The sequence below is a fragment of the Phytoamicus setariae genome (assembly GCF_016722925.1).
Taxonomy (GTDB): Bacteria; Pseudomonadota; Alphaproteobacteria; order Rhizobiales; family Rhizobiaceae; genus Rhizobium_E; species Rhizobium_E setariae.
In genome coordinates this window covers 107,146-120,046 of the sequence record NZ_JAEQNC010000014.1, presented here as the reverse complement: position 1 = coordinate 120,046, position 12,901 = coordinate 107,146, and the positions used below count along the sequence as shown (strand labels likewise).

At 57.9% G+C, this 12,901-nt stretch carries 10 protein-coding genes; 8 read left to right on the top strand and 2 right to left on the bottom strand.

The genetic code is table 11. The features are described from left to right. Nucleotides 1–70: 70 nt before the first annotated feature. Entirely contained in the window at nt 71–1,867 is a 1,797-nt protein-coding gene (locus tag JJB09_RS21590) for a peptidoglycan L,D-endopeptidase MepK (protein ID WP_201663153.1), read from the bottom strand. Between the two features lie 451 nt (nt 1,868–2,318). Next, on the bottom strand, nt 2,319–3,914 hold the full coding sequence (locus JJB09_RS21585; RefSeq protein WP_201663152.1) for a sigma 54-interacting transcriptional regulator: 1,596 nt from the start codon (nt 3,912–3,914) through the stop codon (nt 2,319–2,321). Between the two features lie 139 nt (nt 3,915–4,053). Between JJB09_RS21585 and JJB09_RS21580 the strand changes: the two genes are divergently transcribed. The 8 genes from JJB09_RS21580 (at nt 4,054) to JJB09_RS21545 (ending at nt 12,662) form a co-directional block, all read left to right on the top strand. After that, on the top strand, nt 4,054–5,925 hold the full coding sequence (locus tag JJB09_RS21580) for a M3 family oligoendopeptidase (RefSeq protein ID WP_201663151.1): 1,872 nt from the start codon (nt 4,054–4,056) through the stop codon (nt 5,923–5,925). 20 nt (nt 5,926–5,945) lie between these two features. Beyond that, entirely contained in the window at nt 5,946–7,103 is a 1,158-nt protein-coding gene (locus tag JJB09_RS21575; protein ID WP_201663150.1) for an aminodeoxychorismate synthase component I, read from the top strand. Next, nucleotides 7,100–7,735 (top strand): aminotransferase class IV family protein, encoded by a 636-nt coding sequence (locus JJB09_RS21570; RefSeq protein ID WP_201663149.1) that lies wholly within the window; start codon nt 7,100–7,102, stop codon nt 7,733–7,735. The genes JJB09_RS21575 and JJB09_RS21570 overlap by 4 nt, the downstream gene beginning before the upstream one ends. A gap of 143 nt (nt 7,736–7,878) precedes the next feature. Next, entirely contained in the window at nt 7,879–8,760 is an 882-nt protein-coding gene (locus tag JJB09_RS21565; protein WP_201663148.1) for a DMT family transporter, read from the top strand. A 132-nt stretch (nt 8,761–8,892) separates the two neighbouring features. Continuing rightward, nucleotides 8,893–9,651: an adenylate/guanylate cyclase domain-containing protein gene (locus JJB09_RS21560; protein WP_201663147.1), complete on the top strand. Its 759-nt coding sequence runs from the start codon at nt 8,893–8,895 to the stop codon at nt 9,649–9,651. Between the two features lie 207 nt (nt 9,652–9,858). Beyond that, a complete protein-coding gene (locus tag JJB09_RS21555; protein ID WP_201663146.1) occupies nt 9,859–10,956 on the top strand; it encodes a helix-turn-helix transcriptional regulator in 1,098 nt (365 codons plus the stop codon). Between the two features lie 363 nt (nt 10,957–11,319). Then, complete coding sequence (locus JJB09_RS21550) at nt 11,320–12,453, top strand: DUF2092 domain-containing protein (protein WP_343229072.1); 1,134 nt, start codon at nt 11,320–11,322, stop codon at nt 12,451–12,453. After that, on the top strand, nt 12,450–12,662 hold the full coding sequence (locus tag JJB09_RS21545; protein ID WP_201663145.1) for a hypothetical protein: 213 nt from the start codon (nt 12,450–12,452) through the stop codon (nt 12,660–12,662). The genes JJB09_RS21550 and JJB09_RS21545 overlap by 4 nt, the downstream gene beginning before the upstream one ends. The last annotated feature ends 239 nt before the right edge of the window (nt 12,663–12,901 follow it).

Below are 12,901 nucleotides of genomic sequence, written 5' to 3'. Positions count from 1 at the left end.
CAAAAAAGCCGCCCGATCTTCGATCTGGCGGCTTTTTTTGTGACTGAGTTACAAACTCGGTTGGACTGGCTCAGTTGGACTGGGCAAACTTCTTCACAGCAAGGAAGTTTACGGCAGCGCCGGAAAAGCGGGCCGGATCGACCTTCACCTTGTTGGGCGTGAAGCCATCGGAGTAAACCTCCGTCGGCTGGACGCGCATGGTCCGGCTGACGAAACGGGGAGCCTTGACCGGCTTGGAAAGCTCTTCGACGCGTCCCTTGGTAATCGCCCACTGTGCGATCAGGTTCTTCGTCAGCTTCGGCTCGGTACGGATGCTGTCGTCGATGGACGCCGTATGGGTATCACCCTTCTTCGGACGGCCACCCTTGACGGCTTTCTCCACCACGGGCCGGGTGTCGCCGACAACGGTTCCTGCCGGAAGTTCGAACGAACGGGTTGCCGTGTCCTTCGAAATGTCAAGCGACGCCATTTCAGCAAGCTTGCTCTGATCGTCCTTGGCATCGGCGTTATCGAGGCTGTCGAGAATGCCAGCGACTTCATCTTCGTCCGTGGACCCGTCGTCATGGGAATCACCGGTTTCGGCTGCCAGCGCCGCAATCTCTTCCGGCTTCAGGTTTCCGGCCGGGACGACGACATCCTCGGCATCGGCAACCTTCACCTCGGGCCGAGCACCCGGCACGGGAACGGCGGCCAGCGCGGCTACGCTGTTTGGATCGAGCGATGCGGTCATCAAGTCGCCTTCGCTGTCGCCAGGACGCTTGCGGGCACCGAGAAGCTGCGGAACCGGAATGCGGTACTGCGCAAGATTGGTGAATTCGGCTGACTGTTCTTGTGCGTTCGCGGCGGCATCACCCGGCTGCGGTACGAGCGCAGCGTTGATAGCCTCGGCAGCGGCATCCTTCTTCGGCGACAGTAGCGCCGTCTCAAATGTCTGCTGATCATCTCCGCTGAAAGCAGGGCGAACCTTTGGAACAGGAGCATTAATCTGCGTCTGGTCATCGGCGGCAGCCGTCAGAATTGGCTGCTCCTCGACCGCCTTGGCGCGGCGGTCCGGCTTGGCCGCAGCCATCTGGGTCTGCGCCTCGACGATTTCGCCCTCGTCCTCGTCTCCGGAGGAGAACAGCGCGGCAAGCAGGCTTTTGCGCCGGCCGTTATCGGAATCGGAATTCTTGGAGGGCACGCCGGCAATCATGATCGAGTCAGAATCGACACGACGCTTGTAGTCGGCAACAGCGGCCGCATAGCCCGGCATCTGGCCACCTTCGGCCGGCCGATGAAGCGTCTTGCCGTCGGGGAACAGGCGGGCCAGTTCGCGGCGCGGCAGGCGCGGCCAGGCGCGAACGCCGCCGACATCCATATGCACGAACGGCGAACCTGATGTCGGATAGAAACCAACACCACCGACCTGGAATTTCACGCCGATTTCACGCACCTTGCGCAGTGAAACGTCGGGAATATAGAAATCCATCGCCTTGCCGAGGACGTGCTGGCTCTTTTCGGCCACACCCTTGGAGCGCGAACGGAGCATGGCATTGGTCTCAGGCGCACGATAGCCGCCGATGACGTGGATGTAGTCGCGCGAACCGGACTTCTGGTAGACTTCCCAGATAAGGTCGAAGAGCCGAGGATCCATGCGGGTCGGCTCCTTGCGGCGCCAATCCTGCAGGATAACGTTGAGCTTCTTCAGGCCGGCGGCATCATAGCGGCCATTGCGCTTGAAAACGATGGTCGCCTTCTCATGCGAGTGAACGTGATAGATCTTCAACGCGCGGGTCTGTCCCGCTTCTGCAACACCTGACGTCAAAAGCGTCGCGGCAAGCGCGAAAGTCGGAATGGCGAGCTTGATCCCGGCGCCGGACTTGCGCATGAGTGCAGCCAAACCAACCAGGGCTTTGTGAAGCCGGTTTTTGGTTTCTCTCGTTTGATACAACTCTATCCCCGTCCACTGGTCACCGTCCGAACGCCCTTTTGAAGGTTGAATACGGTCAGACGATGGCGAATGCGATACTTAACGTTATATCCAAAACTATAGTGAACGATGCACTAACAAGGAATAAACGCCAACCAGGTATTTTTACCAAGAGGCCGCTTTATGCCCATTTTATCGAGTTTTTCCAATACTTTTTTCTTCAGCCTTGCAAATTGGCAACGATTTGTGAACGAATTTTCTGTTCCGCAAACGAATTGGCGCGAAAAATTTCGCGACTCACCTTGATGGCAATTGATTGATTTCATTGACCGCGAACATCCACCAACAGCACAAAGCCCGCCGATATCGTTCGGCGGGCAAATCAGTCGAAAAAAATTGGCGCGGACCATCAGATTCCAGCGTCTTCCAGCACCTGGTGCTTGAGCGGATCGTCAGGATCGATCCCGTAATCCTTGAGTTTGCGGTAAAGTGTGGAACGTCCAATTCCCAACCTGCGCGCGACTTCGCTCATTTGGCCGCGATAGAATCTGAGGGCGAAACGAATAAGCTCCTCCTCGACTGCCGCGATCGTCCTGACGCCACCGTCCGGGCCCAGACAGGAAATGTTCTCGCTTGAGTTGCCGGAATTTACCGCATGGCTTGCAGCATGATTTCTCGCAACCGGCCGTTCGTCGAAGCGCGCCGGGCTGTCGCTCGAGAATTCGGCATAGGCGCCCGGCATATCTGCAGCCGACAGGCTGGGAACCTGCACGACATCGCGAATGCCCGAGAATATGCTTTCGCCGTCCGCCGATATATATCCAGGGATCTGGGCCGCGATCTGGGTAAAGTCCTCGATATCGAGCTGCGGACCTTGCGCCAGCACAATCGCACGGAAGATCGTGTTTTCCAGCTGCCTGATATTGCCCGGCCAGTCGAAGGCCGTCAGCAGCGCCATGGCCGGCGGCGTCAGTTCCGGCACGTGATCGAGCTTCTGGGTCGCGGCAAACCGCTCGACGAAGGCACGCGCGAGCACCGGGATATCCTCCTTGCGGCGGCGGAGTGCGGGAATGGTGATCGGAAACACATTCAGACGATAATAGAGGTCTTCGCGAAACTCGCCCGCCTTGACCGCGGCAATCAGGTCCTTGTTGGTCGCCGAGATCAGCCGCACATCGACCTTCTGGGTCCTGCGCGCGCCGATCGTCTCGATCTCGCCATGCTGGATGGCACGCAGGAGCTTGACCTGCACATCGAGCGGCAGTTCGCCGATTTCATCGAGAAACAGCGTGCCGCCGTCGGCCTCAACGAATTTGCCGGCATGTTTTTCCGTAGCACCGGTAAACGCCCCCTTCTCATGACCGAACAGGATACTTTCGACCAGATTGTTGGGAATGGCGCCGCAGTTGACAGTGATAAAGGGCTTGTTGGCGCGGTCACTGCCGGACTGGATCGCACGGGCAACCATTTCCTTGCCGACGCCGGATTCGCCTTCGAGAACCACCGGAATGTCAGACTGCGCGGCGCGGCGTGCAAGATCCATGACACGTGTCATGGATGGGCTGACCGCAACGATGTCGCCAAACCGTATGGCGCCGGAGCGTGCCTTGGAAGGGGAACGTGCAGCGCCGCTGCGGTCGACCTTCAGCGCGTTGGTGATTGCCGAGCCGATCCTCTCGGGGCTCACTGGCTTGACGACGAAGTCAAAAGCCCCGGCGCGCATCGCCATGACAACTGTTTCGATGCCGCCCTGTCCCGTCTGGACGATCACCGGGGTATCGATCCCCTGGTCGCGCATCGCATTGAGGAAGGCAATGCCGTTCATCTCGGGCATCATCAGGTCGAGGATGATGATACCGATCTTGTCTCCATGCCGCGCAAGCGCCTCAAGGCCCTGCTTGCCGTTTTCAGCAATGTGGGCAACATGCCCGATACGCTCGACGGCATGCCTGAGGAGCCGTCGCTGCACCGGATCGTCATCGATCAGAAGAATGTGCGTGTTCACGGGCTGTCTCCCTGTGGTTCTTGGTCTATTTCCGCCAATCTGACACGCAGGCTTGAAAATCCCGTTTTGAGAAAGACTTGCATTTTAATCATCGGCGCATCAAACAAAGCGGGCCGTATGATTTGTGAGGATACCTGCGATGACACCGATCCATTTCTCCAAGAGTGACCTTGTTTTCGGAGGAATCGCCCATTCCGCCGGCGATGCGGCAAGCCATGACAGCAGGCTCGGTGAACTGCCCAACTGGAACCTCGCCGACCTTTATCCCTCGCAGAACGGTCCCGAATTCCTCGGCGATCTCGAAAAAGCAAAGGTCGAAGCTGCAAGCTTCCAGGATAAGTGGAAGGGCAAGCTTGAAGCTGCCTGCACGCAGACGGGCGCGACGGGCCTCGGCCAGGCGCTGCATGAATTCGAAGGTTTGGAAGACCTGATCGGCAGGATCGGATCCTATGCCGGACTGACCTATTACGGCGACATGACCGACCCGGCAAAGGGCAAGTTCTTTGCCGACATCAGTGCGGCCATCACGGATATTGCAGCCAATCTGCTGTTCTTCGGACTGGAACTCAATCGCGTCGAGGACAATCTGCTGGAAAGCGCGATGCAACAGGATGCGGCCGCCGGTCATTTTCGTCCATGGATCGAAGACCTGCGCAAGGAAAAACCGTTCCAGCTGGACGATCGTATCGAGCAGCTTTTCCTTGAGAAGTCGCAGACTGGGGCAGCCGCCTGGAACCGCCTGTTCAACGAAACCATCGCATCGCTCCGCTTTCCGGTCGACGGCGAAGAGGTTCCGTTGGAAGCCGCGCTCGACAAGCTGCAAGAACCCGATCCCGAGACCCGCCGGACCGTAGCGGCAACGATCGGCAAGGTATTCAAGGACAATATCCGTATCTTCACGCAGATCACCAACACGCTCGCCAAGGACAAGGAAATCTCCGACCGCTGGCGTGGCTTCAAGGATATTGCCGATAGCCGCCACCTTTCCAATCGCGTCGAAGGCGAAGTGGTCGACGCGCTCGCTTCAGCCGTCAAGGCCGCCTACCCCCGGCTCTCGCACCGCTATTACAAGATGAAGGCGCGCTGGCTCGGTATGGATCAGCTCAACTACTGGGATCGCAACGCGCCGCTGCCGGAGACCCCGGCCCAGCTGGTACCTTGGGAAGAGGCACGCCAGATCGTGCTTTCGGCCTATCAGGATTTCGCGCCGGAAATGGCCGCGATCACCCAGGACTTCTTCGACAAGAACTGGATCGATGCACCGACCCGCGCCGGCAAGGCACCGGGCGCCTTTGCACACCCGACCGTCCCATCAGCCCACCCCTACGTTCTGGTCAACTACCTGGGCAAGCCGCGTGACGTCATGACGCTTGCCCACGAACTTGGCCACGGCGTGCACCAGGTGCTGGCCGGCAAGCAGGGTGCATTGATGTGCTCGACCCCGCTGACCCTCGCCGAGACCGCATCGGTCTTCGGCGAGATGCTGACTTTCCGCGCGCTGCTTGCCAAGACCAAGGACAAGGCCGAGCGCAAGGCGATGCTCGCCCAGAAGGTGGAGGACATGATCAACACGGTCGTCCGCCAGATCGCCTTCTATGAATTCGAACGCAAGCTGCACACCGCCCGCAAGGACGGCGAACTGACATCGGAGCAGATTGGTGAACTCTGGCTTTCAGTGCAGCAGGAAAGCCTCGGCCCTGCGATCCGGATCTCGGAAGGTTACGAATGCTGGTGGGCCTACATCCCCCACTTCATCCATTCGCCGTTCTATGTCTATGCCTATGCATTCGGCGATTGCCTGGTAAATTCGCTCTACGCCGTCTACCAGAATGCCGCCGAAGGCTTCCAACAGAAATATTTCGAGCTACTCAAGGCCGGTGGAACCAAGCACTACGCCGAGCTTCTCAAGCCTTTCGGACTGGACGCCACTGACCCGTCGTTCTGGGACAAGGGCCTGTCGATGATCGAAGGGCTTATTGACGAACTGGAGGCGCTTGATAAGGCTGACTGATACCGGCCAGGAAAATGCGCATGCAGCCAGACCATCCTTTCATACTGCTCAGGGACGACCCGGCGGACAGCACGCTTGTCTTTGCCGAACCGAGCGAACTTGTGCGGGCTTATGACGCAGCGAGTTTTCGCGTCGGCCTTGAGCGTCTGGAGCTACTTCGCGGTCAGGGAAAATGGATCGTCGGCTTCATGTCCTATGAGGCAGGCTACCTTTTCGAGGAAAAGCTGGCCCCTTCTGCCGGTATCAAACGTGAAACGCCGCTGATGGCTTTCGGCGTCTTCGACCGGCCGGTCGAAGACCATCCGCTCGCCGTGCCGCGCCAGCGGACCGAAAACGAACCGTTGCTGAAAGGTGCCCGCCCGGACTGGAGCTTTGCCGATTACCGGGAGCGCTTCGATCGCCTGCACTGGCATCTGCGTCAGGGCGACTGCTATCAGGCAAACCTGACCATGCCTGTACGGGCCGAGTGGAGCGGTGACCCGATCGCCGCTTTCTGGTCATTGATCGAGCGCCAGCCGGTCCGATACGGCGCACTCGTCAATCTTGGCGGCCCAGTGCTGCTGTCGCGTTCGCCGGAACTGTTCTTCAATGTCGACAAGGACGGCTGGATCGAGACGCACCCGATGAAGGGCACGGCGGCGCGCGGCCACTCACCGGACGAGGATCGTGCCATCATCGCCAACATGAAGGCAGACGAGAAGACGCAGGCCGAGAACCGCATGATCGTCGACCTGTTGCGTAACGACATTTCCCACATCACCGAAGTCGGCACTCTGTCGGTTCCCGTGCTCTTCGATGTCGAGACCTATCCCACGGTTCACCAGATGGTGTCGCATGTACGGGCAAAGTTGCTGCCGGATCTGACGCTTGCCGACATCTTCGCCGCACTGTTTCCCTGTGGCTCGATCACCGGCGCGCCGAAAATGCGGGCGATGGAGATCATCCATCAGCTCGAGACCGGTCCTCGAGACGCCTATTGCGGCTCGATCGGTTACATCGCCCCTGACGGACAGATGTGCTTCAACGTGGCGATCCGGACGATTTCACTGTTCGAGGACGGCAAGGCGGTCTTCAATGTCGGCGGCGGCATTGTCTTCGATTCCCGCGCTGAGGATGAATATGCCGAGTGCCTTCTCAAGGCGCGTTTCGCCATCGGCGAGGAAGCGATCGGCCGATGATCAATTTTTCACTGATCGAGACGATGCGCTATGAGCCCGGTCAAGGCATTGTTCGCCTCAACCTTCACATGGCGCGGCTTGGCAATTCCACCCGCAAGCTGGGTTTTGCGGGCTTTGATCAGGCCAGATCCGGCCTGGAGGCAACCGTTGCAAGCCTTGCGGAGACGTGTCGCATACGGCTTGAGCTCTTTCGCGACGGTCGGTGCGAGATTGTGACCTCTCCGTTTGCGCCGCTTCCCGAAGACACCGTGTGGGCGGTCGGCGTTGCCAAGTCTGCCCACCTGAGCTCTTCCGAGCCGCTGTTGCGCCACAAGACATCGGAGCGTCAGGCTTACGAGCAGGCCCGATCGGAATATTCCCGACAGGAATGCGACGAGGTTCTGCTGCTTAATGAGAAGGATGAAATCTGCGAAGGCACGATAACCAATGTGTTCGTGGATGCCGGCGGCGGCAAGTTGCTGACACCAGCGCTTTCGTCCGGTTGCCTCGCCGGTGTGCTCCGGACTTCGCTGATTTGCGCCAAGAAAGCGACCGTCGAACGGATCACACCCGACATGCTTGAGCGCTACCCTTTCTATCTCGGCAATTCCCTACGCGGGCTGATACGCGGCACACTTCTCACAAGACGCTAATAAATAGAGAGTGCAAGGCCGATTTCGCCTTGGCTGCCCTTGCCGCATCGGCGCGACTCAGGCGCTAAGGACCACGGCGCGGGAAAGATCTTGTATCGCTCGATGCCTTCCGCCGCTTCGGCACATGATACGAACAGTTCGCCATGAAATCTCACCAGACCGGTTACCTCTTCGCCCTGCTCGCCTTTGTGATTTTCACGACACAGGATGCGCTTTCGAAACATCTATCCGAAAGCTATCCGCCGATCCTCATCACCATGATCCGCTACTGGGCATTCGGCACGTTTGCCATCATTCTGGCGGGGCGTTCGAAACTTGGTGTCGGGGGCGTCGCAAACAGCAACCGACCATACCTGCAGGTTTTTCGCGGCGTGCTACTGGCGCTGCAAATCGTGGTAACAATAACGTCGTTCAAGATGGCGGGCCTCATTCATTCGCAGGCGATCTTTTCCGCCCAACCGCTGATCGTCGCCATGCTCTCTGTACCAATCCTTGGCGAAGCGGTGGGATGGCGACGCTGGACGGCGATCTGTGTCGGCATGATCGGTGTGCTGATCATTCTCAATCCGGAACCTGCAAGCTTCGACAAGGTGCTACTCATCCCGGTCCTGTCGTCGTGCATGATGGCTGTCTATTCCATTGCAACACGGCTTGCCAGCCGCACCGACACCACCATGACCAGCTTCTTCTATACCGGCGTCGCCGGTGCGATCGCCATGCTTGTTATCGGGCCGTTCTACTGGACCAACATGGCGCCTTCCGACTGGATCTGGATGGCGCTGCTCTGTGCGACGGGGATCGTCAGCCACTTCTGCCTGATCAAGGCCTACGATCACCTTGATGCGGTCCTGGTACAGCCCTTCGGCTACCTGCAACTGGTATTGAGTTCCTTCGTCGGGGTGCTGGTTTTCGGCGAGACGCTGCATATCAATGTCGTCGTCGGCTCGATCATCGTCGTGAGCGCCGGGCTGTTTACCATCTGGCGCGAAGCCGTGACACGTCGAAAGTCCACGGCGCATGGCTAGATGTTTCGGGGAAGCCAGCCTGCCAGGTTGGTATTGCCAAACGCCATTGAACACGCGAAGCTAGCCATCACAAAGTGCCCGACAAGCTGACTTAGGCAACACGAACTGCCGAACAGGCCAAGGTATCGAAGGATGGAACCGACCGCAAACTCCCACGCGCTCATCTGCCGCGGGTGTTGGGACCAGATGCACATGCCCATTCCTATTCGCGGGCCGCTCTCGATCCCGTTTCGCGTTTGTGGCATTGCCCGAAGCAAGATGAACCCGAACATTTGCACGATCTGCGAGCGCTCGTTTCAGTATGTCAAGAAACAGCGGCGCATTACCGCCACCGCCACGATCCTGTTCGCCGACATCCGAGGATATACCCGCCTGTCTGAACGCATAGACCCGGTCATCCTGAGCGAGATCGTCAGCATCTTCCAGGATCAATGTGCACAAGCCATCTGGGCCCATGACGGGATCGTCAACAAGCAGATGGGCGACGGTCTGATGGCGATTTTCAATTTTCCGATCAAGATTGTTCGTCATGCCGATGCCGCTATATCAGCCGCCATGGACATCCAGCGGCGATGCGCTCGGGCATTGAACAATCTGACATCTCGCTTCGACGAGCCATTGATCGAAGCGCTCGGCGTTGGAGTCGGAGTACATACCGGCCAGGTGGAAATTGGCGAATTCTCGACCTTTCGAAGCGACTTTACTGCGATCGGCGGCACGGTAAATCTTGCGGCAAGGCTTGAATCGCTGGCAGCAGCAAAAGAGATCCTGGTCTCGCAAGAAGCCGCAGCGGCGGCTCCGGACATGATGTCCGGCGCTGATTTGCGCATGCTGACACCGAAGGGCATCGATCACGCGGTGCCGGCGCATGTGCTGATCACTCGCGACTGACGATGGGGCCTGGGGTCAGACAGGCGAGCATTCTACGAGCTTGAATATCTGCCGTCAGCACCATTCGACGCTACTTAAGCAGGTGCAACGCCTATCTGCATGTTGCTAAACGCATAAATACAGGCATAGGTTTCAACAAATCATCAACCAACGACCTTTGAGTTAGTTGAGTGCCATTTTCAATATTCGATAAGCTTCAAAAATATTATGACTGACACAGCACAAACCATCGACCGGATTTACGAAGCGGCATTTGTCCCTGAAAACTGGTACTCCGTCTTGGATAGAATGGCGCGTTCGATTGACGCTGAGGGAACGCTGCTGTTTTGCGCCACCGACAGCACCAGCCGTTCACTCGTCTCAGATGGAATTGTGGATCTGGTTGACAAATTCAACGAGCAGAAGTGGTCTTCACGCAATATCAGGGCAGCGCGTTTGTTTGCAGCATGCCATGAGGGTTTTCTCAATGATGGCGATTTGTTTACCCAGGACGAGATGTCCGAAGAACCCATGTACAAGGACTTCCTGAGGCCGAATGGCTTCGGCTTTGGCGCGGCAACTGCGATCCAGCTGCCCAGCGGCGACAGGCTGATCTTCTCCATCGAGAAGAAGAAGGTCAAGGGACCGGTGGATAGAGGGTCGATCGACTACCTGGACCAATTGCGCCCACATCTTGCTCGAGCCGCGCTGATGTCGAGCCGCCTGGAGTTCGAGCGCATGAATGCAGCGATCGAGGCGCTTCAGCTGACAGGACTGCCTTCGGCAGTGCTTGGGTTTGATGGAAAGGTACTTGCGAGCAACCAACTCTTCGAGAATTTTTCGCAGCAGGTCGCCATCGGTGCACGAGATCAGATCCGTTGTGTGCATTCTGCAGGCAACGCGCTTCTGGCAAATGCGATCTCCCGGGCGCAAGCTAACCCGATGCAAATGGCTCACGCCAGCCACTCGTTTCCTCTGCCGCAGCACCAAAACGCAGCACCGGCTATCGTCCATCTCGTGCCTGTGCGGGGAAGCGCCCGCGATATCTTTGTCCGGGCCGCCTATTTCCTCATTGTAACGCCTGTCGACCGCTCACGCGTTCCAAGCGCCGAGGTCATACAAGGCCTGTTCGACCTTTCGCCGGCAGAGGCCCGCGTTGCCCGTTCGATAGCTGCTGGAAGCGACGTTTCTGCAACGGCGAACCGGCTGTCGCTGAGTGCAGAAACCGTCCGCAGCCATGTCAAGGCGATCTTGTCGAAGTCCGGAATGTCAAGACAAGCGGATTTTGTGGCGGCGATTGCGAGCATTCGTCCGGTCGGTGAATAGGTGGCATTGGTCGCCTGTCGGGATCAATTCGATGACCGCCCTTCGGCACCATAAGCATACCGCGCAGGTCGTGCGAATGCACATTGTGTGGGCAGTTTCGCCCGAAAATCTGACCTACACTTTCTGATACGGACCTGTTACAGTTACTTCGCCTTCCCCAGCATTTAGTGATCAAGACTAAAGAATGCATTGCTCTGCAATGAATTGCACAAGCCAGCGTGGAGGATGATCTCAATGTTATACAGCCGTATAAATCTTCTGAAGTACAACGAATGCGCTTCAGCTTGGCGTGTATTTCGAAAAAATACGCGCGGGAACAAGGCAATAACTCTAAAAATATTTGCAACGGTTGCCCTCGTGGCAATGGCGAATGCTCCATCCTGGTCAGCCGATATGGATGGCCCGCCTCCGCAGTACAGCAAGGAAGCCATGCAGCAGGCGCTGCAAACCAAAGAGCGGTACGATGTCTATGGCCTACATTTCGACATCGGCAAATCAACGCTTGGTTCCGGTGCGAAAACGCTGCTCGATGACATCGCGACGGCGCTGAAGAACCTCCCCGATTGGGGCCTCAGAATTGTCGGCCATACCGATGCAAGCGGCAGCCAAGAAGCCAATGCAAAGCTTTCGCTTGAGCGCGCCAACACCATCAAGGCGGCGCTGGTCGAGCGAGGGATTGATCCCAACAGGTTACTTGCGGCGGGCGCGGGACAGGACCGGCCGATTGCCAGCAACGACACAGATGAAGGAAGAACTCTCAATCGGCGCGTCGAACTCATGAGGTTCACAGACTCGGCCGAAGCCCGTAAGCTCCTCAAGGCCATGTCCGATTACCTCGCGGCCCAGAAGGCCATATCGTTCGCTTACGATGCCAGTCTGCAGATCGTGACCAACAGCGGTCAAAGGCTTGGATTGGCAAGTTCGGGAACCGTCAGCCTCAGCCGGCCTGACAAGGTGCATGCGACCCGTTCCGGCGGCTTTGTCGATGTGGAGTCACTGTTCGACGGTAAAACGCTCACCCTTCTGGGAAAGAACGTCAACAAATATACGCAAGTCGAGATCCCCGGCACGGTCGATCATCTGATCGACGCGTTGAAGGACAAGTACGGACTGCCGTTGCCCGCGGCAGATTTGTTGCTGACCAATGCATATGACGAACTGATGCAGGGTGTCTACGATGCCAAGGACCTGGGAAGCGGTATCGTCAATGGGAAGGAGTGCGACTCTCTCGCCTTCCGCAAGGACGATGTGGATTTTCAGATCTGGGTCGCTCAGGGGGAACAACCTTATCCTTGCCGCATGGTGATTACGTCCACAATGGTCGTGGGGGGGCCGGAATACAGCGTCCAGATCAGGGATTGGAAAACTGGAGACGCGGTCATGCACGACGACTATGACTTCAAGAACACATCAAAGGCCGAAAAGATCGACGTGGAAGACCTCAAGCACAGCCTGAACGAACTGCCCGAGAACTTCGTAGTAGGAGATGGAAAATGACCCTTCTAAAGCGCATGGGAATCATCTGCGTCGCTTGGGCGGCCCTGCTTATTGTCGGCGATCTGGCGAGCAACCAGTCCTTGGTTCCGATCCCCAGCTTCGTGTCCGACGCGAGCGCCAGAGTCGGCAGACCGCTGACGCCGGTCAGCGTGGCCGGCGTCGCGCGGCGCACGGCACGGCGTTGTGCCGTTGGCGTCTATTACTGCTAGTCGACGCGAAGAGGTGGGCGCAGAATTGCGACCGGACGCCCACCTCTCGCAGGGAGAAGATCGCCGTCTTGTCGAAGTACGGTTCGCAATGCTCTGGAAGCCCGCGCCATTCCGCCGTCCCTGTATCCGCGCAGTTGTCGATCAGCTCGAGGTGGACGAAACGGAAGTTCGCATCGCGTTTGTGTCCGCTCCAGCGCACCCCATACATCAATCATGGCATTTTCTTTGCACTTCTGTTT

Bases quoted from the DNA above. Each gene is read 5' to 3' on its own strand.
- JJB09_RS21565 (WP_201663148.1), top strand. From the start codon at position 7,879: ATGAAATCTCACCAGACCGGTTACCTCTTCGCCCTGCTCGCCTTTGTG.
- JJB09_RS21580 (WP_201663151.1), top strand. From the start codon at position 4,054: ATGACACCGATCCATTTCTCCAAGAGTGACCTTGTTTTCGGAGGAATC.
- JJB09_RS21590 (WP_201663153.1), bottom strand. From the start codon at position 1,867: ATGCGCAAGTCCGGCGCCGGGATCAAGCTCGCCATTCCGACTTTCGCG.
- JJB09_RS21570 (WP_201663149.1), top strand. From the start codon at position 7,100: ATGATCAATTTTTCACTGATCGAGACGATGCGCTATGAGCCCGGTCAA.
- JJB09_RS21575 (WP_201663150.1), top strand. From the start codon at position 5,946: ATGCAGCCAGACCATCCTTTCATACTGCTCAGGGACGACCCGGCGGAC.
- JJB09_RS21545 (WP_201663145.1), top strand. From the start codon at position 12,450: ATGACCCTTCTAAAGCGCATGGGAATCATCTGCGTCGCTTGGGCGGCC.
- JJB09_RS21555 (WP_201663146.1), top strand. From the start codon at position 9,859: ATGACTGACACAGCACAAACCATCGACCGGATTTACGAAGCGGCATTT.
- JJB09_RS21560 (WP_201663147.1), top strand. From the start codon at position 8,893: ATGGAACCGACCGCAAACTCCCACGCGCTCATCTGCCGCGGGTGTTGG.
- JJB09_RS21550 (WP_343229072.1), top strand. From the start codon at position 11,320: ATGGCGAATGCTCCATCCTGGTCAGCCGATATGGATGGCCCGCCTCCG.